The organism is Nocardia sp. NPDC049220 (assembly GCF_040647855.1).
GTDB lineage: Bacteria > Actinomycetota > Actinomycetes > Mycobacteriales > Mycobacteriaceae > Nocardia.
The window spans coordinates 73,699-100,261 of sequence record NZ_JBEZDA010000016.1 but is presented as its reverse complement, the minus strand read 5'-3'; the positions used below and the strand labels follow the sequence as shown (position 1 = coordinate 100,261).

The window sequence follows — 26,563 nt, the reverse complement described above, 5'->3', positions numbered from 1 at the left end:
GGGTTGGATTCCACCCCGGGTGTCGCGAGCAGGTCCGTATCTGTCACGGATATCCTTTCCTTCCCTCGATTGCCGTGTGCTGATTCGAGGGTTCGTCCCGCAGCCCGGGCATTCTGCCGGACTCGGATGCGTCCGTCCGGGCGCTATGTGCCGTATCACCTGCCCCGCCGGACCGGCGGCTTCTCCACCGATCGTGAAAAGGTGGGGAGAGATCATTCCAGTTGCGCAGCTACGCAGCACCCCCATGGCCTGGAGGCTCGAGCCTGGAGCCTGCTGGAGCGATTGCCCTGATGAAGCACCGGCGTCTGATTGCGCACGATGTACGGACTCGCCCAGGATAGCTGCCCATGGCGAATATCGGCAAGGCGGACGCGCCGTCAGTCGATCTGGACGCCCTCGGCGAGTCCGGGCTCGACCACGCGCAGCCCTTCCGCGGCCGCGAGTTCGCGCAGTTCCGCAGGGAATTCGCTGGTGCCGAGGGCCAGCACGGTCGGACCCGCGCCGGAAACGGTGGCGGCGATCCCCGCCGCCCGTAGGCGGGTGATCCAGGTGGTGGTCAGGGGTAGCGCCGGGGCACGCTGGGCCTGATGCAGGCGGTCGGCGGTAGCGGGCATCAGCAGGTCGGGGCGCTGGGTCAGCGCCACCACCGCGAGCGCGGCGCGGCTGACGTTGAACGCGGCGTCGCCGTGTGGCACGACCTCGGGCAACAGGCCACGAGTGTGTGCGGTGGACGAGCGCTCCTCCGGGATCAGCACGACCGGACGCAACGCGGGATGCGGCTCGAGGCGGACGGCACGGTAGACACGGCCCTGGTAGTCGGTCACCGGAGCACCCTCGCTCCCCCGGTCCGCGGCGCGATCCGACTCGGTCCAGGACACCACGATCCCACCGAGGACGCTGGCCGCCGCGTTGTCCGGGTGACCCTCGAACTCCGAGGCGAGTTGCACCAATTGATCGGCCGAGATAGCCAACTCCGGATCCAGTTTCGCCGCGAGCGCACACCCCGCGGCCACACCGCCGACCACTGCGGAAGCCGACGAACCCAGCCCACGAGAATGCGGAATCACGTTGCGGCACACCACATCGAGACCATTGGCCCACACCCCGGCGGCCTCCAGGCCGCGCTCTATCGCGCGGACCACGAGATGCGAAGGGCCCCAGGGCACATCGTCGGCGCTCTCGCCCTCGACTCGAATAGCGAGCCCGGAATCGGTTGTGCGCACCTCGATCTCGTCGTAAATCCCCAATGCCACACCGAGCGAATCGAACCCGGGACCAAGGTTCGCGCTGGACGCGGGTACCCGCGCGGTCACAGTGAGACCGGCGGGCAGCGTCGCGCTCATCAACTGACTGTCGCGCGAATTCAACTCAGGTCAGCTCTAGTTCGGCGGCCACCGCGACCGGGTCTACCGAAATCGCTTGCACCTGCGGCATTCCCGACAACGCGGTATCCGGATCCTTGAGTCCGTTACCGGTCACCGTGCACACCACGGTGAGGCCGGAATCCAGCCAGCCCTCCTTGCGTGCGGCGAGCACGCCCGCCACGCTGGCGGCCGACGCGGGCTCGACGAACACGCCCTCGGTGGCCGCGACCAAGTGATAAGCCGCGAGGATCTCCTCGTCGGTGGCGGCGCGGAACGCGCCGCCGGACTGCTCCTTGGCCTCCACCGCGCCGTTCCAGGACGCGGGCGCGCCGATCCGGATAGCCGTCGCGATGGTCTCCGGGTCCTTCACCGGAGCGCCGTTCACCAGTGGCGCGGCGCCGGCGGCCTGCACACCGAGCATCCGCGGCAATTGGGTGGTGACGCCATCGGCGTAGTACTCGCGGTAACCGCGCCAGTACGCGGTGATGTTGCCCGCGTTTCCGACCGGAAGCGCGTGCACGTCCGGCGCCTTGCCGAGCACGTCGCAGATCTCGAAGGACGCGGTCTTCTGCCCCTCGATGCGCGCCGGGTTCACCGAGTTCACCAGCCCGATGCTGGGGAAATCCGCGGTGACCTTGCGCGCGAGCTCGAGACAGTCATCGAAATTGCCCCGCACCTGGATGATCTTCGCGCCGAGCATGACGGCCTGGGCCAGCTTGCCCATCGCGATCTTGCCCTGCGGGATCAATACGGCGCAGCTCATCCCCGCTCGGGTGGCGTACGCGGCCGCCGATGCCGAGGTGTTGCCGGTGGACGCGCACAGGACTGCGCGCTGCCCGCGATACTTGGCGTCGGTCATCGCCATGGTCATACCGCGGTCCTTGAACGAGCCGGTCGGGTTCAAGCCCTCGACCTTCAGGTACACCTCGCACCCGGTCAGCTCGGACAGGTGCGGCGCGGGCACCAGCGGCGTGCCGCCCTCGTACAGGGTGACCGGCTCCCAGTCCGCTGCGCCAACGAGCCGGTCGCGATAGGCCGCGATCAGGCCCGGCCAGCGCGAGTGCACCCCTACCTGCGGCGCGACGCCAGTCGTACGCGCACCCGTCTCCCGGCCACCGCCCCTCATGGCGTCGCTGCGCGACACTGTGCTCATTCTTCGGTGCCTTCCAATCTCAGAACGCTGGTCACGGATGTGACGGATGTCATCTCCGCCAGAGCGGCGACGGTGTCCGCGAGCGCCGATTCCACGGCGTGGTGGGTCACCACGACCAGGCGCGCTCCCGTGCCGTGCCCTTCTTGACGGACGGTCGAGATACTCACCTCGTGTTTGGCGAATTCGCCCGCTACCTTCGCCAGGACCCCAGGACGGTCCTCGACCTGCAGGTTCACGTGATAACGGGTGGGCGTATCGCCGATCGGCGCGATCGGTAGCTCAGCATAAACCGATTCGCCCGGCGCGCGGCCGCCGTAGAACTTGTTGCGCGCTGCCATCACTAGATCGCCCAGCACCGCGGAAGCGGTCGGCGCGCCACCCGCGCCCTGCCCGTAGAACATCAGCCGTCCGGCGTTGTCCGCCTCTACGACGACCGCGTTGAAGGCGCCGTTCACCGCGGCCAGTGGGTGTCTACGCGGGATGAGGGCCGGGTAGACGCGCACCGAGATGCGTTCCTTGCCGCCCTCCTCCGGACCAGGCTCACCGGGGCCCGCGTCGACACGCTCGCAAATCGCCAACAGCTTCACCGTGCAATCCAGCGCCGAGGCGGTCTCCAAGTCTTCCGCAGAGATCTGCGAGATGCCCTCACGGAACACGTCGGCTGCGGTGACCCGGGTATGGAACGCCAGCGACGCCAGGATCGCCGCCTTGGCCGCGGCGTCGTAGCCCTCCACGTCGGCCGTCGGATCGGCCTCGGCGTAACCGAGACGGGTGGCCTCGGCCAGTGTGGCCGAGTAGTCGGCGCCGGTCTCGTCCATCGCGGAGAGGATGAAGTTGGTGGTGCCGTTGACGATGCCGACGACCCGGTTCACCCGGTCACCGGCTAGAGACTGGATCAGCGGGCGCACCACGGGAATGGCGCCTGCGACAGCGGCCTCGAAGTACAAGTCGGCCCTGCTGCGCTCGGCGGCCGCGGCGAGTTCGCCGGTGTAATCGGCGAGCAGCGCCTTATTGGCGGTCACCACGGATTTGCCGGCGTTCAGCGCGGCCAGGATCAGCCGGCGCGGCGGATCGATGCCGCCGATCACCTCGACAACCAGGTCGACATCGTCGCGGGCGACGAGCCCATCCGCGTCGGTGGTCAACAGTTCCGCGGGGATACCGCGGTCGGTGTCCAGGTTGCGGACCGCGACACCGCGCAGCACCACTGGGGCGCCGACGCGGGAACGCAGATCGGCGGCGTGGTCACGCAGGATGCGTACGACCTCGGTGCCGACATTGCCCATACCGAGCACCGCGACGCCGATCGGGCGATCGGCCCCCCAGACACCGTTCTTCGCGTTCACCGTCACGATTCCACCTCCAAGCTGAGTAAGTCCGCGACCGTCTCCCGGCGCAGGATGAGTCGCGGCCGACCGTCACGCACGGCGACCACAGCGGGACGGGGCAGCTGGTTGTATCGGCTGGACATCGAATAGCAGTACGCGCCGGTGGCTGCGACGGCGATCAGGTCGCTGGGACCGACATCAGCGGGCATCCAGGTATCGCGAATGACGATATCGCCACTCTCGCAGTGCTTTCCCACGACACGGGCGACCACCGGCGCGGCCTCCGATGACCGCGAGACCAGCCGGCAGTCGTAGTCCGCCTGATACAGCGCGGGACGAATGTTGTCACTCATGCCGCCGTCGACACTCACATAGCGCCGGTGCAGACCGCCGTCCAGCGACACGTCCTTGGTAGTACCCACCTCGTAGAGCGTCACCGTTCCCGGCCCCGCGATGGCGCGACCAGGCTCCACCGCGACGATCGGTTCCGGCAGACCCGCGCGCTGTGCCTCCGCCGTGACCAACTTGCGCAGGTTCGCGGCGAACTCGTCCAGTGGTGGCGGGTTGTCCGTGGGCAGATACGAAATCCCGAGTCCGCCGCCGAGGTCCAGCGTGGCGATCCGCGCGGTCCGCTCGACGCCGAATTTGTCGATGGCGTCGCGCAGCAGGCCGAGCATCCGGCGCGCGGCGATCTCGAAGCCGTCGATCTCGAAGATCTGCGAGCCGATGTGGCTGTGCAGACCGACCAGACGCAGGTTGTCGGCGTCGAATACGCGCGCGATCGCCTCCATCGCGTCGCCGCCCGCGATCGAGAAGCCGAACTTCTGGTCCTCGTGCGCGGTCGAAATATATTCGTGCGTATGCGCCTCCACGCCGACCGTGACCCGGACCAGGACGTCCTGCACCACACCTGATCGACCGGCGACGGCTTCCAGGCGCTCGATCTCGATCAACGAGTCGACCACGACGTGGCCGACACCGGCGGACACCGCGGACTCCAGTTCGGCTACCGATTTATTGTTGCCGTGCAGGGCGATTCGCTCAGCGGGAAAGCCCGCGTGCAACGCGACAGCGAGTTCTCCGCCCGAGCACACGTCGAGAGACAGGCCCTCATCGCGGATCCAGCGGGCGATCTCACCGCACAAAAAGGCCTTGGACGCGTAATGGACTCGCGTGTTGGGACCGAAGGCACGGACCATGTCGCGGCAGCGGGATCGAAAATCGTCCTCATCGACCACGAACAGCGGCGTGCCGAACTCGGCGGCCAGATCGGGTACCGGCACCCCGGCGAGGGTGACCACGCCATCGGCGGCGCGCGCGGCATTGCGCGGCCACACATTCGCGGGTAGGTCGATCATCTGCTTCGGGTCGCTCGGACGCTCCGGCAGATTCGGGGCGTGCGGGATCTCGGCATGTCGGGGGCCAGCGGGGTGCGCACTCATGCTCGCGCCTCGCTGACCGTCGGCTCCGCCACGACCGCGCCGAGAGCTCGGTCCATGATTCGCTCGCGCACTAGCGCTTCCTTCCTCACACTGGTCGACCGAAACAACTTCGGCTCGTTCACATCCGCTCCGGCGCACTGACGCCGAGCAGGCCGAGCCCATTGGCCAGGACCTGGCGCGTGGCGTTGACCAGCACCAGCCGGGCGGCATTCATCGGTGCGACGGGCTCGTCACCCAGCGGAAGAACACGCAGGTTCTTGTTGGTCTGGAAACGGTGGTAGGCGCCGGCCAACTCCTCCAGGTAGCGGGCCACCCGATGCGGTTCACGCAGGCTCGCGGCGCTGGCCACGACGCGCGGGTACTCGCCGAGGGTGCGGATCAGTTCGCCCTCCTCGTCGGCCGTCAACAGCGCGAGATCCGGCGTCACCGCGTGGTATTCGAACTCGGCGGCATTGCGTGCGATGGATGCGGTGCGCGCGTGCGCGTATTGCACGTAGTAGACCGGATTCTCATTGCTCTGACTGGCCCACAGGTCCAGGTCGATGTCGATACTCGAGTTCACCGACGAGCGCACCAGCGAGTATCGGGCCGCGTCGACGCCAATCGCCTCGACCAGGTCGTCGAGCGTCACCACGGTGCCGGCGCGTTTGCTCATCCTGACCGCGACGCCGTCCTTCAGAAGGTTCACCATCTGCCCGATCAGCACCTCAACGGTGTCCGGGTTGTCACCGAACGCCGCGGCGGCGGCCTTCAGCCTGCCGATGTAACCGTGGTGGTCAGCGCCGAGCATGTAGATGCACAGATCGAAGCCGCGTGCGCGCTTGTTCTGAAAGTAGGCGATGTCACCCGCGATGTAGGCGGCCTTGCCGTCGCTCTTGATGACCACCCGGTCCTGGTCGTCGCCGTACTCCGAGCTGGCGATCCACCAGGCGCCGTCCTTTTCGTACAGGTCACCGGAGTCCTTCAGCTTCGCCACGGCCTGCTCGACCGCGCCGGAAGCGAAGAGCGAACTCTCGTTGAAGTACATGTCGAAGTCGGCGCCGAACTCGTGCAGCGACTTCTTGATGTGCCCGAACATGAGCTCGACGCCCTCGGCCCGGAACAGTTCGAGGCGCTCGGCCTCCGACTTGCTCAGTACGTCGGGGTGGGCGGCCACGATCTGCTCGGCGATCTCACCGATGTAGCTGCCGGCGTACCCCTTCTCCGGGGTCGGCGCTCCCGCCGCGGCGGCGACCAGCGAGGCGGCGAACCGATCGATCTGTGCGCCGTGATCGTTGAAGTAGTACTCGCGGACCACGTCAGCGCCCTGCGCGACCAGGATCCGGCCGAGCGCGTCGCCTACCGCAGCCCAACGGGTGCCGCCGAGATGCACCGGCCCGGTCGGGTTGGCCGAGACGAATTCGAGGTTGATCCGGGTGTCCCGCAGCGTCGCCGCGGTGCCGTACGCGGCGCCCGCGCCGAGCACCCGCTCGAGGATCGCGCCCTGCGCCGAGGCGGCAAGGCGGATGTTCAGGAAGCCTGGCCCGGCGACCTCGGCCGACGACACGCCATCGGCGTCGGACAGCGCGTCGGCGAGCCAGGTCGCCAGTTCGCGCGGATTCGCACCGGCGCGCTTGGCCACCTGCATCGCGACATTCGTGGCATAGTCGCCATGTTCCGGGTTACGGGGACGCTCCACGGTGACCTCGCCGGGCAGAACCGCAGGGTCCAGTCCACGTTCGACAAGCACCTTCGCCGCAGTCGTGCGAAGGAGATCTGCAAGGTCAGCTGGAGTCACGAGTCTCTATCCTATGGTCTGAGCGGGTGTGCACCGTGAGTGGGCACTGCGCAGCCAGCGGATCCACCACGTCGAAAGAGCACAACGAGCGATGCCGAGCAGTCCCAGCGCCAAATCGGCCAAGGCCGCCAAGTCCGCAGCGAAGTTGTCGGCTCCCCGTAAAGCGGGCAGACAAGGGCAACTCCCGAAGAAAAGTCACCAGATCCCCTGGCTGGCCATCGGCGCGGCCCTAGCCATCATCGCATTGATCGGCGGGTTGGCTTACAACCTGGTCCCCCGGTACCGGGAGCATGCCGAGCTCGACAAGTACACACCGAGCGCGGAGAAGAAGGACCCGTCGAGCGACATCGCGGGCGTGGTGAAGAAGGAGTACCCAGCGGGGCTGCATATCGGCCCGAACCAGCGGGTGGCCTACGACCAGGCACCGCCGTTCGGCGGCCCCCATGACCAGTCGTGGGCGACCTGCACCGGCGTGGTCTACGGCAAGCCGATCCGGGTGGAGAACGCGGTGCACTCGCTCGAACACGGCGCCGTCTGGATCACCTACAACCCCGAGAAGGTGAACGCCGACGGGATCGCGACGTTGAAGGCGAAAGTCGACGGCAAGCCGTACACGATGATGTCGCCCTATCCCGGCCAGGATTCCGCGGTGGCGCTGCAAGCGTGGGGCCACCAGCTGAAAGTGGACAGCCCCGACGATAAGCGAGTCGGCCAGTTCATCACCGCGCTGCGGCTGAACTCCTACTCCTACCCCGAGGTCGGCGCCGACTGCTCGACCATCGCCTTCGACACCGACAACCCGCCGCCGTTCGACCCGACGCCACCCGGACCCGACGCGGTGCCGATGGACGGCAAGGGCTTGCAGCCGGACGCGTCCGAACTCGGTGGCGGCATGCCCGGCGGTCTGCCGGGTGTGCCCGGCGTGCCTGGTCTTCCCGGCCTGCCCGGTGCACCGGTGCCCGCGCAACCCGCGCCCCGCCCGCCCGCACCGGGCGCGGAACGCTGATGCCGACCGAAACCGGCGCCGTGGAATCCGGCGAGTCCGTCCCCGGTCTCGCCGAACAGCTCCGCCGCCAGCGCACCGCACTGTTGATCCTCGGCACGATCGGCGCCATCCTGATCGGCTTCGCGGTCGGCGTGCTCGCGCGTATTCCGCTGGTCGACTCGCCCGAGCCGGATCCCGGCCCCGTCGACATCGGCTTCAGCCAGGACATGTCGGCTCATCACGCCCAGGCGGTGGAGATGGCGGGCGTGGTCCTGATCCGATCCACTGATAACGAGGTACGGCGCCTCGCCTACGACATCCTCACCACACAGCAGAGCCAGGTCGGCCATCTGCAGGGCTGGCTGCAGCTATGGGCAAAACCCGCACAGAGCGTGGACGGGTACATGGGCTGGATGACCGAGCCCTCCAGCGGTCACGTCCATTCCGGCGCGAGCTCCCCCGACCACGGGATGTCCGGACCGATGAACACCATGCCCGGCATGGCCACTCCCGCCGACCTGGCGGCGCTGCGCCAGGCCACCGGGCCCGCCCTCGACACCCTGTTCCTACAGCTGATGCTGCGCCACCACCATGGTGGGCTCTCGATGATCGACTACGCCGCCCGGCACGCCGAGACCACCGCGGTAACCGCCCTCGCCGAAACCATGGCCACGACCCAACGCGGCGAATCCGACCTGATGACAAGGATGCTGACCGCGCGGGGCGCCACCCCTATCCCGGCCGGCTGAACCCGGAACCGCTCGTTTCAACGCACTTTTTGGCGGACGGCGACCGATGCGATAGGCTGACCCAGCCCGATCGGACCGCCCCCAGGCCCCGACCGAGATCTATCCCGCCCTCGTAGCTCAGGGGATAGAGCGTCTGCCTCCGGAGCAGAAGGCCGCAGGTTCGAATCCTGCCGAGGGCACGTAGGCCGCCCACCAAAGCATTTGGTAGGCGGCCTTTTTCGTGCCGAGACTCGAAACGACCGAGTGACCGTGCATACCCGCGAATCGCCGACAATCCGGCCATTCCCAACCGGCTATATCTGCCCGTGGCGAACCGGCCCGACTGGTTCGTAGGTGCTGAGGACGATGCCGAGATCGGTCACGGTGAGTTCGACAGGGCGCATCGTCGCCGGGAGGACGCCGTCGTTGAACAAGCGGCGACCGGAGCCGAGCACCACCGGAAACGTCATCAGGCGGAAACGGTCGACGAGCTCGTGCTGCAACAGCGTCCGGAGCAGTTGGCCACTTCCCCAGATCTGCAGCTCGTCGCCAGGTTCCTCTTTCAGCGCTTGCACCGCCGCGACGACGTCGCTCGTCAGGAGGCGAACGGTGTCGGGGTGCTCGCCGCGCCACGTGGCATCGGCCGCGCTGAACGAGTGGGACACGACATACTTGGGCAGCGAGTTGATCGCCATGGCAATGGGGTTGTCGGGGTCGGTCTGATCAGGCCAGTGGCCGCGGAAGATATCGAACGTTCTGCGACCGAACAAGAACGCGCTGGCGTGGCTGTTGAGCTCGGTGACGAACTCGCCGACGGCCTGGTCCGCGAACGGGGCCTGCCAGCCGCCGTGGGTGAAGGCGTCGCTGGGATCTTCTTCAGGCCCGCCGGGGGCCTGCATCACGCCGTCGAGGGTCAGGAACGTCTGAACGGTGAGCTTCATGTGGATGCAGACGGTGCGGCGCACTGATTCTGAGCGGTAGCACGATCGCAACTCCTGGTGAGCGGGCCGCAGGCGCGACAACAGTGCGAGGCTCCCCCGGTCATGGGTTCCGCACAGAGCGAGTGTCGGGCAAACGCGAAAAGGCCCCGACCGGAGGTCGGGGCCTTACTTGTCGGACTGTGGGTTATGAAAGGGGTTCGGTGGGTTTTTCGGTGCCTGTCAGAACGCCGGCGCTGGACAGGTAGGCGAAGGCGGCCGCAGTCAGGTCCGGGGCGAGGAAGTAGAGGTGAGCCTTGCTGACGGTTCCGGTTTCGGTGGCCTCACACAGGGCGTTGAGGGCGTTGGGATCGACCGTCAGACCGCTCAACTTGCCTGCCTCGTAGTCCATCTCCACCCACTTGGCGTGGATCGCCGCGCTCATGATGTTGCCGGTGAAGTCGGCGCGGTCAGCCGCGGCGCTCAGACTCATCTCGAGGCCGTCATCGAGGTCGGTCGGCGTGTCATGCCATCGACCGTGTTCCCACCAACGCACGAAGGAGATCGGCCCGTCCGTGGTACGCGGACGGTACGCCGTCAGCTCCACCGAGCGTACCCAAGCAGGCGCGGTGGCCAGCGGATCGTAGGCAGTGCCCGCGACCTTGTTGTCCTCGTCGGTACCGAACAGCAGCGCGCGATCACCGGAATATCTGATCAGCGTGTACCAATTACCCTCGCGGTCGTCGTAGCTCAGGCGACCACCCGCCACTGTGGCCGACTGCCCGATCCCCTCTCCGCTCCCGACGCGATAGTCCTCGTCGGCATGAGTCGCGGAGGTGATCACGTCGAACACGGTCATGCGCGCCCACAGCACCTCGGGATGCGGCAACTGAAATCCCATGCCCGGCAACGTATCACCGGCCCACCACCACGACAACCGGGCCGGCAACCAACCGGACAATACTTCCGGCAGTGCCGACCCACCCCGGCAAATCCATCTACTGCACAGCTATCAGGTCATCCATGAAAACCTGACGGCGAAGCAAATTCACAGTAATAGCTCATATCGCGGCCGCATCCGCGCGGCGACTCGGCTGCCGAATTCGACCAGCGTTCAGATTCCCGGGCGCGTCGCGCGCTACGGCGACGTTCAGGCGGATCCGGACAGTCGTCACTGTTTCACTTGCCACGGGGTCCGGGGCACGGATCCGAATCACATCCCGTCGCATCCCGCCCAGTCGGGTGACAGTCGACATCCGCGGCCAGCGCGTGATCCGTTCGGATCGACACCAGACCGGGGCGAGTGCTGATCTCGGTGCGTAAGCCGGCCCGCTTCAGCTGTCGATTTCCCGCCGACCTGCGATGACACCCCGTCGCCGGTGTTTCGTTTGCGACAGCGAGGGCACGCCGGTGCCGTAACGTTTCAGAGCTACCAGGGGGTAGACCGGAGGCGAAACGATGACATATCCGCCGGGCGGGCAACCGCCACACGATCGACTCGAGGCACAACAGCAGCCCCCCGACTATCCACCACCCATGGGCCACGGCTACTCATCACACGATGGGTACCCACCCCAGGGTTTCCCGCCGCCCGGTTATCCACCGCAGGGACCTCCCAGCGGTTATCGACCGCAGCCGCCGAAGAAGAGCAGGACCGGCGTAATCGTCGGATCGGCGGTGATCATGGCACTCGTCCTGTCCGGGGTGGTGATCGCCGGCGCCGTCCTGACCTCCCGCGGCAAAGGCCCGCTGGCCTCGGACGAGAAGAAGATCGAGGTGGCGATCCGCGACTTCTACGACATACTCGGTTCGGAGGGCTTCCGTGCTGCGGCGGAACGGGCGTGCGCAGCCGACCACGCCGAGTTCGGCGCGATGACCGAGGCGCAGAAGCAGGAATTCGATACCGCGACCGTTTCGGTCACCATCGATAAGATCGAGGACATCGTTGTGATCGGCGACCGCGCGACCGCGGAGATCACCGGCAAACTCACCGTCGTGGTTCCCGGCGAACAACCCGATATCGATACCAGCACCACTGAACACTTGAAGAAGGAAAACGGCACGTGGAAGGTCTGCTCCGCGCAGCCGGGCATGAACTGACCGCACGCTCCTGCGCATGAGGTGCTGTCGACCGCCCCCCCGCGCTGCCCCCGCTCGATTCGCACCGAGACGTACTCTGGCACAACGTGATTCGATATCGGCAACGGATCGCGAGACAGTCACGATCACCGGCACTTCGGTAATCGTGACCCGCACCCGACCCGTCCCGGCGGGCCCCGACGCTCAAACCCCCCGGTGTCACCGCTGAGATTCGGTCCGGAACCCCCGGGCCGTTGTCGAGCGAGCGGCGGGAATCGAACCCGCGTAAACGGCTTTGCAGACCGCTGCCTCAACCACTCAGCCACGCCCGCCTCGACACTGATACTGCCCGTAGCGGCGGGCGCCACCCAGCCTTGCGCTCAGCCTGATCCGAAGTCGCCTCGCCGGTCCGCGACCCGCGCACGCGCATGGAATGATCGGGGGATGTCTCGGCCACGCCCACTTCCGCACGACCCGATCGAGGAGGCCCACCGTCAGTGGGTCGGCCACGGCTGGGGGGACGTCGCCGACGGCATGGCCGCGGTGACCTCCTTGGTGCGGGCCCAGCAAATCGTGATGGCGCGGGTCGACGAGGCATTGAGACCAACCGGGCTGACCTTCTCGCGGTACGAATTGCTCATGCTGCTCAACTTCAGCAAAACCGGCGCGCTGCCGATGGCGAAGGCCAGCGCGCGGTTACAGGTACATCCCACCAGCGTGACCAACACCGTCGACCGCCTGCAGGCGGCGAAGCTGGTCGAGCGGGTACCGCATCCTAGCGACCGGCGCGCGACGTTGATCGAGATCACCGACGCGGGAAGAGAATTGGTAGCGAAGGCGACCGAGGATTTGAATACGAAGGTCTTCGCTCTGCCGGGGCTCGCACCGGAACGACTACATACTTTGCTGCAATTGCTCGCCGAATTCCGGCACGCCGCGGGCGACTTCGACACCGGTGCGGGAACGGCGCGCTGGGCGGCGATCGGTACCGAGTGAAATAACGGAACCGAGCGGTTGGATTCGCGCTCGGACCGACCGTCCGGCGCCGGACTGGCATCCGGCTAGCGAATTGCCGGGCCTGCCATCTTGGCAGCGGGGGCGAAAGGGTCCACCATAGAGTCCATGGTGCTGGTCTTGGGGGTATCGGCGGGCGCTGGTGGCGCTCGTGCGATGCTCACGCATTCCGATCAGCCACACCTGCCCCCGATCGACCACTGTCAGGTGCCACGACGCGCGGGCGGCGCCGTCGACGAGCCGGTCTTCGAGGCGATCCGTCGGATGAACGGAGCCGCCGACCGACGCGACGAGCTGATCTCCGGGATGGCCGTGACCTGCCGGTGCCCCCTGCACGCCGAGGCGATCCGCGCCAGCGCGGGCGGGCATCGGGTCACCATCATCGACGAGCCGCTGGCCCAGCTGCGCTATCTCCGCTTCACCGGGCAACTTCCGGACAGCGGCTCGGTGCTGCTCTACGACCTGGGCAGCTCCGGGCTGACCATCACGCACGCCAACTGCCGCACCGACACCATCCTGTCCACCAAGCGCAGCACTGTGCTCGGCGGCGACGGCTACGACACGCTGCTGCGCTGGCGACTCGCCCGCCACGGCGTGCTCACCGACAGGCCGACCAGTCGGCAACACCGCGAGGAACTGAGCAGCGCACGGGTGGTCACGGCGATCGACATCGGCTCCGGCGATCGCGCTGTGGTGACCCGCAGCGATCTCGCCGAACTGTGCGCGGCGGGCATCCACCACTCGGCGTCGTTCGTACGCCAGATGATCGAGGAGTCCGGGGTGCAGCCCGAGGCGATAGTGCTACTCGGCGGCTGCACTCGAAACCCGAGCATCCGCGAGGAGTTGGCCGCGATGGTCGAACTCCCGATCATCTACGACCCCGACCCGGACTACGTCTCGGCGCGCGGTGCGGTCCTACTGGCCGCCGAACGGCCCAGCGGCGACGTCCGGATGACCCAGGCCCGCTCCGGCGCCAGTGTGGTTCGTGCGACCGGCGACCGCCGCAAGCTCATCGCGGCAGTCGCGGTGACGGTCGCTCTCGGCGCCACCATCGCCGGACTGCTCGCCATGCAGAAGAGCACGACACAGCCCACCGACGGCCGCGCGCCCACCCCGGTCGAAATCGTCGCCCCGTCCGCCGGGCCCTTCGGATAGCCGCTAGCCGACCCCGGACGAATCGCCGGCGCTGATCGCTCGGTCGCCGACGGACTCAGCGGTTGGTGAATTTCGCAGGACGCTTCTCGACAAAGGCGCTCATGCCTTCCTTCTGGTCTTCGATCGCGAAGAGCGAGTGGAAGACTCGCCGTTCGAAGCGCAACCCCTCCGCCAGGGTGGTCTCGAAGGAGCGGTTCACCGCTTCTTTGGCGATCATCGTGACCGGCAGTGACATCGACGCGATGGTCTCGGCGACCCGGAGCGCGGTATCGAGCAATTCGTCGGCGGGCACGATGCGCGAGACCAGCCCGGCGCGCTCGGCCTCCTCGGCGTCCATCGTGCGACCGGTGAGGACCAGGTCCATCGCCTTGGCCTTGCCGATCGCGCGGGTCAGGCGTTGCGAACCACCGATGCCGGGGATGACCCCCAAAGTGATCTCCGGCTGCCCGAACTTCGCGGTGTCCGCCGCGAGCAGGATGTCGCAGATCATCGCCAGCTCACAGCCGCCGCCCAGCGCATACCCGGCGACCGCGGCGATGGTGGGCTTGCGGAACTGCGCCAGCCGGTCCCAGCGGGCGAAGTAATCATCGAGGAACATGTCCATGTACGACTTGGGCTGCATCTCCTTGATGTCGGCGCCCGCCGCGAAGGCCCGCTGCGACCCGGTGATCACCACGGCGCCGATCTCGTCGTCACGCTCGAGGTCGTCGAGGGCCGCGATGACTTCGTCGAGCACCTGGGCGTTCAACGCGTTGAGCGCCTTCGGGCGATTCAGCGTTATCCAGCCGACCCGGCCCTTGCGTTCCAGCACAATCGTCTCGAAATCGGGCCCTCGCCGGTCGCCACCCGCCACGGAATCGCTTCGCGATGCGTCCATCTTCAGGCATCCTCCTGGTCGGAACGGTCACGGATATCGGTGACGATACAGCAGGAGGGTTTAGTGAACTTCCTGCTATCTCCCTCGAATGCCTTAAATGTCCTGCACTGCAAGGCAATTCGATGTTACTGGAATCCCTGATGGTCCCGGCCGCTCCCCCGTCATCCCTCCGAAAATGACGGTCAATCCTCCAAGATGATTCCCGCTGTGTCCTCCGGTGGATAGGTTGCCTATCCGCCGCTTTGGCATGTCTGGGGACTTCTCTCCCCCTGCTTCCTCATACTGGCCATCCTGAACCGAGGGAGGTCGTGTCAAGGGCGCTCTTTCCCTTGACTCGGCCGAGGGAGGTCAGACAATCGGGCCATGAGGAGGCAGGGACACCCCACCCCGGATGTCATCTCGAATCGGGAGTTCCGTCGTGTGCTGATCCTGTTCGATCGGGACCACAGCCGGTTGAGTGAGCTGGAGCTTCCGGTTTCGATCATTGCTGCGGGAGGCCAGTCGGGTACGGCTCTCGTCGTGCCCAGCACTGCTCGGTTGTTGAAAAGTGGTCAGACAGGAACACAGATCGTTCTGCCACGGCGCAAACGTGTCGCCGACGCGCCGACGCGCCGCGGGCGACGCCTCATCAGCCGCGCTGCGCGTCGAAGCGCGGCGGCGGCGCGTATGCGCCGCCGCAGGCGCTCCTTGATCCTGTATGGCGAAATTCGGCAACAACCCGCGTAGTGCGGGCAACCTGCCAACTGAGCCCCGGTCCTAGACGGTCCGTTGCTCGGCAATGAGATCGAACCGGGTCGTGATGTGCATCGACGCGGCTCGTTCGTCGATCAATCGCATTCTTGCCGTTCGCTCGATCGGGTCGAGATGAGTGGGGTGTGCGGTCATCTGCCCATCCCATTTGCGATACAGCATTCCCGGCTCGGCGGTGAACCAGCCGTCCGTGAGTGCGTCTGCCGCGAGCAGCAGGCCGACATCCTCAGAGGCGGGGAGTGCCATCCAACCGCCAACTGCAAGGAGAAGGTCTCGACGGATGCACAGCGATGCCGGGTGAACGGACGCGCGGAAGTCATTGCGCCGCCAATGATCAAGCACGGTTCCACTCGCCAGTCGTCCATCCGGAGGGTCCTGGTCGAACCCGATCGTTGATCCGTCTGGGAGTAGATCGAGGACCCGCGAGGTCGTCCAGCCAACACCTGGTTGTTGCAGGGCTTCAATGTCGCGCGCGAGTGCACCAGGAGCTAGTTGGTCGTCCGCGTCGAGAACCTTCACGAACGATCCGATAGACCTGGCCAGAGCCAGCGAACGGCAGACACCTGGGCCTCCGTGCCGTCCCATACCGGGCTTGATCCGTGAATCGGCGGCGGGCAGCATTGCCGCTGCTTCGCCTGTGGTCCCGTCCTCCTGGACGATCCATTCCCAGTCCCAACCGGCTGGGAGTTCCTGCGTAAGCAGCGACCGGTAAGCATCGTCGAGATATTCGGCGACAGGGCGATACGTCGCGGTGATGACAGAGACTGTGTGGACCATCAGAGCTCCCAGCGGCGGAGCGTGGTGGAGAAAATGAGCTCGGTGCGGTCGCCCGGGAGGATTACGTCAGAGAACTCAACCACCCTGCCCGTGGTGTCAATAGTGCGCTTCTGCACGACGAATACTGATACACCAGTCGAGAGGTCGAGTTCCTCGGTCTCCGCCGCGGTCGGAGGTCGGGTGCTGATGGTCTCGTCGATTCGGTCTATCTCGATGCCCACCGTGTATAGCTGGTGCTGGGTACCACCAGGCCACGGTTCATTCGCATCGTCGAGAAGGTTGGGATTTCCCGCCACCAGGTCGTACGCCAGATACGAGGTGCTGAGATTCAGCGGGACGCCCTCATGATCGAGCATTGTTCTGTAGTTGCGGCGAAGGACTCGTACTCCGGGCGGAATCTCAAGCACACCGGCGATGCGCTCATCCGACTCAATGATTTCGTACCGTGCCGAGAACTGAAGATCATTGACGGTAACACCGGTGTCGCGTTCTGTGGATCCCGTCGCTCCGCGCTCGACCTCCGGCAGATGGACTCGGTCTTTCTCCCACTGATACCGGGCGGAATCCCGACGGACCTTCTGCCGGGGCGCGCGCACAAACGTGCCGATCCCGTGCTTAGCCTCCAGGAGTCCTTCTGTCCGGAGAACGGCCAGTGCTTGGCGGAGGGTCGGCGGGCTGACCCTATAGCGCTCGATCAGGGCAGTCTCGCCCGGAATCCGGTCGCCTGGGCGTAGCTCTCCGGTTGCTATTTGCCGACGCAAGTCGTCAGAGATCAGCTCGTACTTAGCTGGCATGGGTGTCCTTCTCGGCATCGGTGACTTCATCATCTTAAGTCCTCTGTAGGTGTTGACTCGCTCACGTCTTCTGTGCTCCTATATAGGAGTAGGTCCTATATAGGACATCAGTACAGCAGAAGGAGCTGACATGGCTATCAAGCGCGGTTTCGGGTTCCCGATCGAGTCGAGGGTGGCGTTCCCTCAGGGACTTGTTCTGATGGGCGAGATTTCGCAGAAGACGAAGTACAACCCGGATCGGACGGCGTTGCCGGAGCCGGTGTACGACATCGACAAGGAGGGTCAGGGCACGGGGTTGCCGGTGTGGAAGGCGATGGTGACCGATCCTGATCAGGAGAAGGCCACGCAAGCGTCATTCGAGATCGAGTTCGTCTCCTCGCACCAGCCGGTCCCCGCGTCGCCGGAGATCGTGCCGGGTACCGGGATGCGGATGATCGAGCTGGAGGGTTTGACCGCGGAGCCGATGGTGGTCCGGAAGGGCTCGGGGGACAAGAACTTCTCGTTCGTGTCCTACAAGTTCCGTGCGACCGGGATCAAGGGCGACAACAATACCCCGAAGGCCAACGCCGCCAACGGTTCGAAGGCGGCGTGATGAGTGTCGAGGATGTTTCGCTGCGGATGCGGTGGGCGCGGGCGGCGGCGGTGTTGATCATCGTCGGTGTCGGTGTGGCCGCGTTCATTCTCAGCTATGAGACATTGCGGGATCTGGCGGAGTTGGCGCGTATCGAGGATCGGATTTCGTGGCTGTTCCCGGTGATCGTGGACGGCACCATCATCCAGGCCACGGTGTCTGTGATGGTGCTGTCCAACCGGCCCGATGAGCGTCTCTGGTTCTCCTGGGTCCTGGGTGTCGGCGCGGTGGTGTCGGTGGCGGGCAACAGTTTGCACGCGTTCACCGATGGTCGTCCGCTTCCGGCGTGGCAAGCGGCTGTCATCGCGGCTATCGCTCCGATCGCGTTGTTGGTGGACACCCATGGCGGGGTGATGCTGTTCCGCGCTGCTCAGCGCAAACCCGTCGAGGAACCCGTCCGGGAAGCCGTCGCTGCACCTGTCCCGGACTTGGTGCCGGAGAACGAAGTGCCCGCGATCGAGGCTGCCGAGCCTGAGCCTGTGACGGTTCCGCTTCCGGCTGCTCCGGCTGTGGCGGTGGTGGCTCCGGTCCGGCCGCTGCGTCCTGCTCGTCCTGTTCCTGTTCCTGTTCGTCCGCGTCCGGTTCAGCCGATGCTGCCGCTCGCGATTGGGGGTGCCTGATGTTCACGTTCGTTACGGTTCGTCCTGGTGTGGTGGGGTTGTTCGTGGTCGCTGCGCTGGTGGTGCTGCCTTTGACACTGCTGCTCACGGTTGATCGTGAATCGACTGTGACAGTTCCGGTTTCGCCTGTTCGGTCGGATGGCTGCGTGATGTTCTGCGCTGGTCCGGTGGTTGAGGGTGGTGATCGGTGATGTCGGTAACTGCTGCTCTGGTCAGCGCTGGTGTGGTGGTGACCTCGGGGTTGATGTGGCAGTGGCGTCGTGTCGGTGCCGACACCACTCCGACTCCGGAGGATCACGCCGCGGCTGCCCCGCTGGAGCTTCGTTCGGCGGTGTTCATCGTGACCGATCCGGCGCAACTGGCCCTGATGTGGCCTGCTCTGGGTCTCGGCTCATGGCAGATCGGTTATCCGAACATCGTCTCGGCTGAGTACACCGCGTCCGGTATGTCGGTCGAGGTGCAGATGCTCGGCGGTCAGAAGCTCAAGGACTGGAACAACGACAACACCCGTGATGCGCTCGCTCAGTACCTGGGTGTTCCCGCGGTAACGGTCTGCTCGACTGATCCCGGTTTCCTCCGCCTGGACCTGCGGGTCTACGACACCCTTGCCGACACGGCAATCCTGTCGGGTCCGGTCTCGCATGAGGTCGATTTGGAAGCGGTCCCGGTCGGGGTGACCGAGGACTTCGACACTTGGCGGTTGCGGGTGCTGTATTCGCACATCTTGCTGGCTGGTGCGATGGGTTCGGGTAAGGGCTCGGTGTTGTGGTCGATCATCGCTGCTCTGGGTCCGGCTATCAAAGCGGGTCTGGTGGATGTGTGGATGGCGGATCCGAAGGGCGGCATGGAGTTCGGCCGTGGGCAACGGTTGTGGGTGCGGTTCCAGTGGGACGCGCACGGCATCCTGGCCATGCTGAATGAAGCGGTCGAGATGATGCAGGAACGCGCGGCTCGGTTGCGTGAGGCCGGTATCCGCAAGCTCGTCCCCACCATCGATGAACCTTTGATCCTGATCGTCATCGATGAGGCTGCCGCCTTGTCCGCCTACGCCGACCGGGAACAGCGCCAAGAGTTCGACCGGTTGACCGGGCTGCTGCTGTCCCAAGGCCGCGCGGTCGGGGTGAGCGTGATCGCGGCGTTGCAGGACCCGTCGAAAGAGACCATGCCCAACCGGCAACTGTTCCCGGTCCGCATCGGCCTCCGGTTGGATGAGCCGACCCAAACCGTCATGGTGCACGGCCAAGGCGCTAGGGATCGTGGTGCGCGTTGTGACGAGATCAGCGAGCACACACCAGGCGTCGGCTATGTCGGTGAGGACGGCACCACGGAGTTCGTGCGGGTGCGGGCGTTCTACGTCTCCGACGAAGACATCGACACCATTGTCGACACCTACTCACCAGCACCTGAGATCACCGGTCCGACTGAGGACTACAGCGGTTTCAACCCTGATGACCTCGGCGATGAATCCGGGCCGGTGGCGGCATGAAGCACGGGTTCGTGACCGAAAGGCATGTGGTCGTGTACTGCGACGGCTGCGGCGACATCTACAGCGACGACGACGGCGAGTCGATTTGCTTCGACTCGGTCCACCAGGCTGTTTCCTACATCAACGCCCGTAGCGCTCGCGTGGGCTGGCGCTATGACGGCGACCGCGTGCTGTGTGTCCACTGCGTGGCTGCCATCTGGTGCCCACACGGACACCATTTCCCCGATGCCTGGCAGACCACCGTCTGGCCGCTGGGCACCACCACCCGTTCCCGCACCTGCAAGGTATGCGGCATCCGCGAAATGGAGATCCATCCATGAACATCAAGCGCACCCACCCCACCAGCACCGACGCGGATGTCGTGATCGATCTGCGGGCACGTCGCCGCTGCCAACTCGAAGCCCGTGGCCTGGACCCGGTCGCGGTCGCGGTCAACCTCCTCGTCGAAACCGGATCGGCCCCCGGTTGGGACATCAGCGACTACGACGACGGTTCGGGGTGGGCGGCATGAACAGCCCCGACCGGCAGGTGTTCTTCTACCTGCTCCAGCCCAACCAGGTCCGCTCCGGTGATGTCCTCTATGAGATCAATGACCGACCAGTGCCCGGCAACCCGATCCGCATCCACGAAACCTGCTGTCTGGCAACTGATTACAGCGTTAATGCGAGTGGTGAATGGGAATTGTTCGGCGAGACCGGTGAGCCCTGGCGGGTGGCTGCCGATGCCCGGCTGAAGGTCCGGCGTCAGCGTCGCCGCACCAGTGATCTCCATGCCCCGTGTCGTGGGCAGATGACCTTGTTCGACCCGACGCAAGGGGTGACCAAATGACAACGACGAAATCTCCCTCCAGCAAACGCCTGGATGTCTTCGACCTGATCGCCCTCGGGTTGCTCAACACCGTGTGGGAAATCGGTGCGTTGGCCCTGCTGTTCCCCATGTTCTCGATTCCGCTTGCCGTGACCATCACGGCGTGGGTGATGTCGGGTTGGCCGGTCGGTGTCGCGGCTGCCGGGGTGTCCGTCGCGGGGATCATGCTGTGGCAGCGGATGCGGCCGGAGATGTTCGAGCGATGGGTCACCCAGCGGGCCCGCACCCGATACCTGACCTGGACTCGCTACCGGCGGCGGTGGGCCAAGCTCATGGGCGCGTGCCATCTGACCATCACCCAGGGTGATCGGACGTTCATTCCTCGCCTGCTCGATGTCCAGATCGGTACCGCGGTCGACCGTGTCCGGGTGCGGATGCTCGACGGGCATTGCCCCGCCGACTTCGAAAACCGTGTCTCGCACCTGGCACACGCCTTCCGCGCCCAGGAATGCCGCGCCACCATCACCGCACCCGGCACCATCGAACTGGTCTTCCGGCACTCGGACGCACTGGCTGACACAATCACCCTTCCGCGGGTGGATCACTGGACGAAACCGAAGGCAGCCTGATGGACACCACTCCCACCACCGTCTCGTCGGCCCCTGAGGTCCCGCCCCGGCAGACCGCGGCTGATCGTCGGGCGATGCCGTCGTTTCTGGAGGTCGCCGAAGCGACAGCAGAGAAGTTCGATATCTGTAAGCGCCCGATACCGATGCGGGTGTATGACCCGAAAACGGTGACCGAGTCCTACATTGCGGCACCGTGTAAGTCCACGATCGCCTCGACCTGCCCCTCGTGTGCCAAAAAGGCCCGTCAGATGCGGATCACCCAGTGCTACGACGGCTGGCACCTGGAAGCCGAACCCGTGCAGGCCAAGAACGACCCGACCGAGCAGCAAACCGAACTGCTCACCGCCCGCGCGGTCATGTTCGACGACTACCAGGCCGCGAAAGCCGACGGCGACCAAGAGTTGATGGCAGGTATCCGGGAAGTCGTCGAATCCCTGGACCGGGAACTGCGGGACTCCGGTCTGCGGGGCGGCAAGTTCCCGCCTCTGGAACCCAAACCCGCCAAGCGGCGTACCCGCTCCACCAGACGCCGCCAAGACGTCCCGGACCTGCCGCGGCGCAAAGTCGGCCGCAAGACAGTCGGACGCGAGTATGCAGGCAAGTACCGGCCCTCGATGATGATCACCCTGACCCTGCCCTCCTACGGCACGGTGCACTCCGATGGCGCGGTCAACAGCAAAGGCGAACCCTGCGGTGACGGGTCACCCCGCAAACCCGACAGCTACGACTACTCTTCCGCGGCCCGTGACATCATCCACTTCACCTCGCTGTTCGACCGGTTCAAACAGAACCTCCGTCGCGCGGTGGGCTGGAACGTGCAGTACTACGCAGTCGTCGAACCCCAGCGTCGCGGTGCCCCGCATGTCCACATGCTGATCCGGGGAACGATCCCGCGTGAGGTCGTCAAGCAGGTCGCTGCTGCAACCTACTTCCAAGTGTGGTGGCCCCATCACGACCACGAGATCTACCGCGGTGACCGGATGCCGGTGTGGGATCACCAGGCGTGCCGGTTCGTCGATCCCGATACTCGCCAACCACTTCCGACGTTCGATGAAGCACAAGACATCCTCTCGACCGTCGATGACCTCGAACCGGCGCATGTCGTGAAGTTCGGGACCCAGATCGACCCGAAAGACATCCGCGGTGTCCTCGGCAACACCGAGGAAGCTGCCCGCACCGTCGGCTACGTCACCAAATACCTCACCAAGTCCATCGCCGAAGTCCTTGAGCCCCAAACCGCCCGTGCCGCCGTCCACTACGACCGTCTCCACACCGAGCTGCAGCACACTCCGTGTTCGGAGACGTGTGCGGTGTGGTTGCGGTACGGGATCTCCCCGAAGGGTGCCAGCGAGAAAACCATTGCTGGTCGCTGCCGCGGCAAAGCACACCGCCGAGACACCCTCGGGTTGCCCGGTCGCCGAGTCCTGCCCTCGGAGCAGTGGTCCGGCAAGACCCTGCCCGACTACCGCGCCGAACGCGCCGAGTTCGTTCGGCAACTCCTCGCCAGAGTCGGAATGGTCAAGGCTGACACCTCGCATCTGAAGATCACCCCGGTTGAACCCGGTGACCACGCGGTACCACCCCGAGAACACCTCATCATGGCCGCCATCTCCCAACGCACGAAATGGCGCGCCGAATACACCAACGCCCTACTGGCAGCCGATCCACCAGGGCCACAAGAAACTTCGGCAATTCCACAAGCGGCATAGGGGATGACGATGACCAACAGAACAGCAGCGGCGGCCGGTCTGCAATTCGGCCCAACCTGGCAAACGCGCGAAGAGGTTGCCCAGAGGTTGCGCTTCTCCGTGAAAACGCTCGCCAACTGGGCATCGCAGACCCCTCCAAAGGGACCACGATTTACCAAGGTGGGTAGGCAGTGCCGCTATAACCTCGCTGACGTTATCGCGTGGCAAGAGGCGCAAGGTGCGGAGGCTGCGTAGATGCCCCAAGTAGCTCTAGAGCCCGGCGCATACCCGCCGAAACACAAGCTCCAGCCGGTCAAAGGGGCGGATGGACTTTGGAGGCTCACTGAGGTGCGGCACCGCTCGTACAGCGGCATCTACGTGCGAACCAGCGGCATCGGAGCCACCAAGAAGGACTGCTTGGCCGATTGGGAAGCAAAGTTCGAGAAGAATCGTCGCAAGGGCAGCGTTGTTGCATACGCCTTCGATGACGAACCCGAATTCGGGCTGACCGACAAGATGAGCGAAGTCTTCAAGCGGTTCATCGACGAACAGCGCCGGAGGGTGGAAACGGGCAAGCTCAAGGCGCAATCGCTGCACCATTACGAGACTGCCATTTACCCCACTGACAGCGTCCGGGCCAGTGATAAGGCCATCAAGCTCGAACTAGAGCTCGGCAATCTGTCGGTTGGCGAAGTCGGAAAGCCTCGGTTCCTGAATGCCTATCTCAAAGCTGTGGCCAGGCGCTCTCCGAGTATGGCTGCTCGCCACCACCTGATTCTGACGTCTGTGTTCGCCGACTTGACGTTGAATGGTCCGTTCGACGATTCGCCGATGAGGCTGGTTCCGAACCCATATGAGGTTGGCGGGAAGCAACGGGCTCTCACCGCAGATGAGCGTGTGTTGCTCGTCGACCTGATTACGTCGAGTCGCCGCAAGCCGAAGAACTCTGCGTACTTACTTTCGTTCACTCTGATGCTGCTGGGCACTGGAGTCCGGCCGAGTGAGGGTCTGGCGGTCCGCTGGTTGGACTGTCTTGGTCTGGACGACGAGACAGTGGAATGCGCACTGCTTCACGTGTGCGGCACCGTTGTTCGCCTCGATCACCAGAAGCCGTTCAGACAGGATCATCGCAAGCGGGGTGACTCCTACTTCCTGACGTTGCCAAAGTGGCTCACAGGTGAACTCAGGGCGTGGAAACGGCTATGCACGCCAACGGATGAGGCCGACTTGATGTTCACGCACAGGGGCAGGGTGATCGACCCGGACAACCCCGGATATTGCCTGAGTCGTGTCCGCGAGAGCACTCCCCTGGCGTGGGTCAGCTGGGGCAATCTGCGTGACACGGTGGCGACGGAGGTTACGGGCAAGACCGGTGATCCGAAGCGCGCCAGTGCTCAACTGGGACACTCGGAAGGGTCGAGCATGGCGACTCGCCACTACATCGACCGGAACGGGTATGTCCGCAAAGCCGTAGACAATGCGGACGCCCTGGAAGACCTCTACCCCGCCAAAACTGACGGCAAAGTGACGATTCTGGCCAGTACGGCCAAGCACTCACCCCTCTGAGCTGGGGCTATCGCTTCTTTCCCGGATATCGGTGACGATAGCCGAGAAGTCCCGCCCCGCGTCGGTCCGGTTGAATCGGGTGTAAATCTCGGCGGCGAGCAACCCGAGTTGACCGTCGACGTTGTTCCCACGCAACGCGTTCGCGGCCAGACCGAGGTCCTTGGTCATCAGCGCGGTGGCGAAACCGGGCTGGTAGTCGTTGTTGGCCGGGCTGGTCGGCACCGGTCCGGGGACCGGGCAGTAGCTGGTCAACGCCCAGCTCTGGCCGGAGGCGGTGGAGACGACGTCGAAGAAGGACTGATGACTCAGTCCCAGCTTCTCGCCGAGCACCAGCGATTCCGACAGCGCGATCATCGAGATGCCGAGCAACAAGTTGTTGCAGATCTTGGCCGCCTGGCCGACACCGGAGCCGCCGCAGTGCACCACCTTGCCACCCATCACCTCGAGCACCGGCAGCGCGGCGGCGAAGTCCGCCGCGTCACCGCCGACCATGAAGGTGAGTGTGCCCGCCGCGGCACCGGCGACACCGCCGGAAACCGGCGCGTCCAGCGCACGATGACCGGCGGCGACGGCGAGTTCGGCCGCGGATTTGGCGTCGGCCACATCGATGGTCGAGCAGTCGATGAACAGCGTGCCCGGCTTCGCGGCGGTGAACAGCTCGGCGTACACCTCGAGGACGAGTTCGCCGTTGGGCAGCATGGTGATCACGAGGTCGGCCGCCGCGGTCTCCGCAGCCGCGCCGACCACCCGCGCGCCATCCTGCTCCGCCTGTTCCCGCGCCGCGGGCACCGGATCGAAGGCGAGCACCTCGTAACCTGCCCGCACCAGATTGGCCGCCATCGGCGCGCCCATGTGACCGAGGCCGAGAAAGCCGATCGTCGTGCTCATTGCGCCACCTCCGGGGTCCGCAGACCCAGTTCCTGATCGCCCAGTTCGATGAAATACGCGTCCACCTGCACGTCCGTCACCTCGGCGAGCGTCGCGGGCGACCAGATCGGGTTGCGATCCTTGTCGATCACCTGGGCGCGGATACCCTCGACCAGGTCGTGCGAGGACAGCGCCGCGATGGAGACGCGGTATTCCTCGTTCAACACCGCCTCCAAGCTCGGCGCCGACCGCGCCGATCGCAAGGACCGCAAGGTGACCTCGAGCGCCACCGGCGATTTCGACAAGATCTCGGCGGCCGCCGCCTGCGCTTCGGGCGCTTCGTGTCGTTGCAGCCGCGCGACAATCTCCGCGACCGTGTCGACGCGATAGCATGCGTCGATCCAGGCCTGTTCGGCGCCGAACGCGGATTCCGGCGCGTCCGTGGCGAATTTGGCGATCGCGATCTCGGCGCTCTCGGTACGCAGCGTCTCCAGTAGTGCCGGCAGATGCTCGGAGGTGATGAAGTAGTCCGCGAAGCCCGCCGCGATAGCGTCGCCCGCGGTCATCCGCGCCGTGGTCAGCGCGACGTGCGTACCGATCTCGCCCGGTGCGCGGGCGAGCAGATAGGTGCCACCGACGTCCGGGACGAACCCGATGCCCACCTCCGGCATGCCGATCTTGGACCGCTCGGTGACCACGCGGTGGCTGCCGTGCCCGGAAAGGCCTACGCCACCGCCCATCACGATCCCGTCCATCACCACCACATACGGCTTCGGGTAGCGGCCGATCAGTGCGTTGAGGACGTACTCGTCCCGCCAGAACTTGCCGGTCGCCGAATCAGCGGTGGTCGCACCGCTCGTCGCGTCGGCGTGGATCGCGACGATGTCGCCGCCGGCACACAGTCCGCGCTCACCGGCGCCGGTGACGACCACGGTGCGTACCGCATCGTCGTCCGCCCATGCCCGCAGCGCATCCGTGATAGCCAGGGTCATCCGATGATTCAGCGCGTTGATGGCCTTCGGCCGATTCAAGGTGATGGCGCCGAGCCCGTCGCGCCGCTCGATCAGCACTTCTGGTTCCGTCACGCTCTGCCCCTCTGCATGAGCGGAACCCTCCATGGCCACGCGCC

General features: G+C 65.5%; 28 protein-coding genes and 2 tRNA genes. 17 read left to right on the top strand and 13 right to left on the bottom strand.

Going from position 1 to position 26,563, the window contains the following annotated elements; genetic code table 11:
• Window positions 1-377: 377 nt before the first annotated feature.
• The 5 genes from thrB to argS form a co-directional block, all read right to left on the bottom strand.
• Entirely contained in the window at window positions 378-1,343 is a 966-nt protein-coding gene (gene thrB, locus AB0C34_RS26280) for a homoserine kinase (RefSeq protein WP_357078274.1), read from the bottom strand.
• Window positions 1,344-1,368: 25 nt separating this feature from the next.
• Window positions 1,369-2,490 (bottom strand): threonine synthase, encoded by a 1,122-nt coding sequence (gene thrC / locus AB0C34_RS26275; RefSeq protein WP_357078331.1) that lies wholly within the window; start codon window positions 2,488-2,490, stop codon window positions 1,369-1,371.
• 23 nt (window positions 2,491-2,513) lie between these two features.
• Window positions 2,514-3,869 carry a homoserine dehydrogenase gene (locus AB0C34_RS26270; protein ID WP_357078272.1) on the bottom strand — a complete coding sequence of 452 codons (1,356 nt, stop codon included), beginning with the start codon at window positions 3,867-3,869 and terminating at the stop codon, window positions 2,514-2,516.
• Complete coding sequence (gene lysA / locus AB0C34_RS26265) at window positions 3,866-5,287, bottom strand: diaminopimelate decarboxylase (protein WP_357078269.1); 1,422 nt, start codon at window positions 5,285-5,287, stop codon at window positions 3,866-3,868. The genes AB0C34_RS26270 and lysA overlap by 4 nt, the downstream gene beginning before the upstream one ends.
• A 118-nt stretch (window positions 5,288-5,405) precedes the next feature.
• Entirely contained in the window at window positions 5,406-7,064 is a 1,659-nt protein-coding gene (gene argS, locus AB0C34_RS26260; RefSeq protein WP_357078266.1) for an arginine--tRNA ligase, read from the bottom strand.
• Between the two features lie 91 nt (window positions 7,065-7,155).
• On the opposite strand from argS, the gene AB0C34_RS26255 reads away from it, so the two are divergent.
• From AB0C34_RS26255 to AB0C34_RS26245, 3 genes are all read left to right on the top strand, one after another.
• Window positions 7,156-8,070, top strand: coding sequence for a DUF3105 domain-containing protein (locus AB0C34_RS26255; RefSeq protein WP_357078263.1), 915 nt, complete (start codon window positions 7,156-7,158; stop codon window positions 8,068-8,070).
• Entirely contained in the window at window positions 8,070-8,798 is a 729-nt protein-coding gene (locus AB0C34_RS26250) for a DUF305 domain-containing protein (RefSeq protein WP_357078260.1), read from the top strand. Before AB0C34_RS26255 ends, AB0C34_RS26250 begins: the two co-directional genes overlap by 1 nt.
• A 106-nt stretch (window positions 8,799-8,904) precedes the next feature.
• Window positions 8,905-8,977: transfer RNA gene (locus tag AB0C34_RS26245), tRNA-Arg, on the top strand.
• A 114-nt stretch (window positions 8,978-9,091) separates the two neighbouring features.
• Here the strand turns inward: AB0C34_RS26245 and AB0C34_RS26240 are convergent.
• Both AB0C34_RS26240 and AB0C34_RS26235 read right to left on the bottom strand, forming a co-directional pair.
• Window positions 9,092-9,742 (bottom strand): dihydrofolate reductase family protein, encoded by a 651-nt coding sequence (locus AB0C34_RS26240; protein ID WP_357078257.1) that lies wholly within the window; start codon window positions 9,740-9,742, stop codon window positions 9,092-9,094.
• Between the two features lie 160 nt (window positions 9,743-9,902).
• Window positions 9,903-10,595, bottom strand: coding sequence for a hypothetical protein (locus AB0C34_RS26235; protein WP_357078254.1), 693 nt, complete (start codon window positions 10,593-10,595; stop codon window positions 9,903-9,905).
• 782 nt (window positions 10,596-11,377) lie between these two features.
• On the opposite strand from AB0C34_RS26235, the gene AB0C34_RS26230 reads away from it, so the two are divergent.
• On the top strand, window positions 11,378-11,794 hold the full coding sequence (locus AB0C34_RS26230; RefSeq protein ID WP_357078252.1) for a hypothetical protein: 417 nt from the start codon (window positions 11,378-11,380) through the stop codon (window positions 11,792-11,794).
• 239 nt (window positions 11,795-12,033) lie between these two features.
• Here the strand turns inward: AB0C34_RS26230 and AB0C34_RS26225 are convergent.
• Window positions 12,034-12,105: transfer RNA gene (locus tag AB0C34_RS26225), tRNA-Cys, on the bottom strand.
• Window positions 12,106-12,217: 112 nt separating this feature from the next.
• Between AB0C34_RS26225 and AB0C34_RS26220 the strand changes: the two genes are divergently transcribed.
• Both AB0C34_RS26220 and AB0C34_RS26215 read left to right on the top strand, forming a co-directional pair.
• On the top strand, window positions 12,218-12,769 hold the full coding sequence (locus AB0C34_RS26220; protein WP_357078249.1) for a MarR family transcriptional regulator: 552 nt from the start codon (window positions 12,218-12,220) through the stop codon (window positions 12,767-12,769).
• Window positions 12,770-12,895: 126 nt separating this feature from the next.
• On the top strand, window positions 12,896-13,942 hold the full coding sequence (locus tag AB0C34_RS26215; RefSeq protein WP_357078246.1) for an Hsp70 family protein: 1,047 nt from the start codon (window positions 12,896-12,898) through the stop codon (window positions 13,940-13,942).
• Window positions 13,943-13,997: 55 nt separating this feature from the next.
• On the opposite strand, the gene AB0C34_RS26210 is transcribed toward AB0C34_RS26215, so the two are convergent.
• Window positions 13,998-14,819 carry an enoyl-CoA hydratase gene (locus AB0C34_RS26210; RefSeq protein ID WP_357078243.1) on the bottom strand — a complete coding sequence of 274 codons (822 nt, stop codon included), beginning with the start codon at window positions 14,817-14,819 and terminating at the stop codon, window positions 13,998-14,000.
• A 420-nt stretch (window positions 14,820-15,239) separates the two neighbouring features.
• On the opposite strand from AB0C34_RS26210, the gene AB0C34_RS26205 reads away from it, so the two are divergent.
• The gene (locus tag AB0C34_RS26205; RefSeq protein ID WP_357078240.1) at window positions 15,240-15,545 is read left to right on the top strand and encodes a hypothetical protein; all 306 of its coding nucleotides are present in this window, start codon (window positions 15,240-15,242) and stop codon (window positions 15,543-15,545) included.
• Between the two features lie 30 nt (window positions 15,546-15,575).
• On the opposite strand, the gene AB0C34_RS26200 is transcribed toward AB0C34_RS26205, so the two are convergent.
• Together AB0C34_RS26200 and AB0C34_RS26195 are read right to left on the bottom strand one after the other, a co-directional pair.
• Window positions 15,576-16,346: a glycosyltransferase gene (locus AB0C34_RS26200; RefSeq protein ID WP_357078237.1), complete on the bottom strand. Its 771-nt coding sequence runs from the start codon at window positions 16,344-16,346 to the stop codon at window positions 15,576-15,578.
• Complete coding sequence (locus tag AB0C34_RS26195) at window positions 16,346-17,140, bottom strand: GntR family transcriptional regulator (RefSeq protein WP_357078234.1); 795 nt, start codon at window positions 17,138-17,140, stop codon at window positions 16,346-16,348. The genes AB0C34_RS26200 and AB0C34_RS26195 overlap by 1 nt, the downstream gene beginning before the upstream one ends.
• Window positions 17,141-17,270: 130 nt before the next feature.
• Here AB0C34_RS26195 and AB0C34_RS26190 point away from each other — a divergent pair, with 130 nt between their 5' ends.
• The 10 genes from AB0C34_RS26190 (at window position 17,271) to AB0C34_RS26145 (ending at window position 24,567) form a co-directional block, all read left to right on the top strand.
• Window positions 17,271-17,732, top strand: coding sequence for a hypothetical protein (locus AB0C34_RS26190; protein ID WP_357078231.1), 462 nt, complete (start codon window positions 17,271-17,273; stop codon window positions 17,730-17,732).
• Entirely contained in the window at window positions 17,732-18,391 is a 660-nt protein-coding gene (locus AB0C34_RS26185) for a DUF2637 domain-containing protein (protein WP_357078228.1), read from the top strand. The genes AB0C34_RS26190 and AB0C34_RS26185 overlap by 1 nt, the downstream gene beginning before the upstream one ends.
• A 190-nt stretch (window positions 18,392-18,581) precedes the next feature.
• On the top strand, window positions 18,582-19,877 hold the full coding sequence (locus tag AB0C34_RS26180) for an FtsK/SpoIIIE domain-containing protein (protein WP_357078225.1): 1,296 nt from the start codon (window positions 18,582-18,584) through the stop codon (window positions 19,875-19,877).
• Between the two features lie 11 nt (window positions 19,878-19,888).
• A complete protein-coding gene (locus tag AB0C34_RS26175) occupies window positions 19,889-20,197 on the top strand; it encodes a hypothetical protein (RefSeq protein ID WP_357078222.1) in 309 nt (102 codons plus the stop codon).
• A complete protein-coding gene (locus AB0C34_RS26170; RefSeq protein WP_357078220.1) occupies window positions 20,194-20,388 on the top strand; it encodes a hypothetical protein in 195 nt (64 codons plus the stop codon). Before AB0C34_RS26175 ends, AB0C34_RS26170 begins: the two co-directional genes overlap by 4 nt.
• Window positions 20,385-20,705, top strand: coding sequence for a hypothetical protein (locus tag AB0C34_RS26165; protein ID WP_357078217.1), 321 nt, complete (start codon window positions 20,385-20,387; stop codon window positions 20,703-20,705). The genes AB0C34_RS26170 and AB0C34_RS26165 overlap by 4 nt, the downstream gene beginning before the upstream one ends.
• Complete coding sequence (locus AB0C34_RS26160; protein WP_357078215.1) at window positions 20,702-21,313, top strand: hypothetical protein; 612 nt, start codon at window positions 20,702-20,704, stop codon at window positions 21,311-21,313. Before AB0C34_RS26165 ends, AB0C34_RS26160 begins: the two co-directional genes overlap by 4 nt.
• Window positions 21,313-23,022, top strand: coding sequence for a replication initiator (locus AB0C34_RS26155; RefSeq protein WP_357078212.1), 1,710 nt, complete (start codon window positions 21,313-21,315; stop codon window positions 23,020-23,022). Before AB0C34_RS26160 ends, AB0C34_RS26155 begins: the two co-directional genes overlap by 1 nt.
• A 3-nt stretch (window positions 23,023-23,025) precedes the next feature.
• On the top strand, window positions 23,026-23,256 hold the full coding sequence (locus tag AB0C34_RS26150; RefSeq protein ID WP_357078210.1) for a helix-turn-helix domain-containing protein: 231 nt from the start codon (window positions 23,026-23,028) through the stop codon (window positions 23,254-23,256).
• The gene (locus AB0C34_RS26145; protein ID WP_357078207.1) at window positions 23,257-24,567 is read left to right on the top strand and encodes a hypothetical protein; all 1,311 of its coding nucleotides are present in this window, start codon (window positions 23,257-23,259) and stop codon (window positions 24,565-24,567) included. It begins immediately after the preceding gene.
• On the opposite strand, the gene mmsB is transcribed toward AB0C34_RS26145, so the two are convergent.
• Together mmsB and AB0C34_RS26135 are read right to left on the bottom strand one after the other, a co-directional pair.
• On the bottom strand, window positions 24,556-25,455 hold the full coding sequence (gene mmsB / locus AB0C34_RS26140) for a 3-hydroxyisobutyrate dehydrogenase (protein ID WP_357078204.1): 900 nt from the start codon (window positions 25,453-25,455) through the stop codon (window positions 24,556-24,558). The two genes, AB0C34_RS26145 and mmsB, sit on opposite strands and share 12 nt — an antisense overlap.
• Window positions 25,452-26,552, bottom strand: coding sequence for an enoyl-CoA hydratase/isomerase family protein (locus AB0C34_RS26135; protein ID WP_357078328.1), 1,101 nt, complete (start codon window positions 26,550-26,552; stop codon window positions 25,452-25,454). The genes mmsB and AB0C34_RS26135 overlap by 4 nt, the downstream gene beginning before the upstream one ends.
• Between the last annotated feature and the right edge of the window lie 11 nt (window positions 26,553-26,563).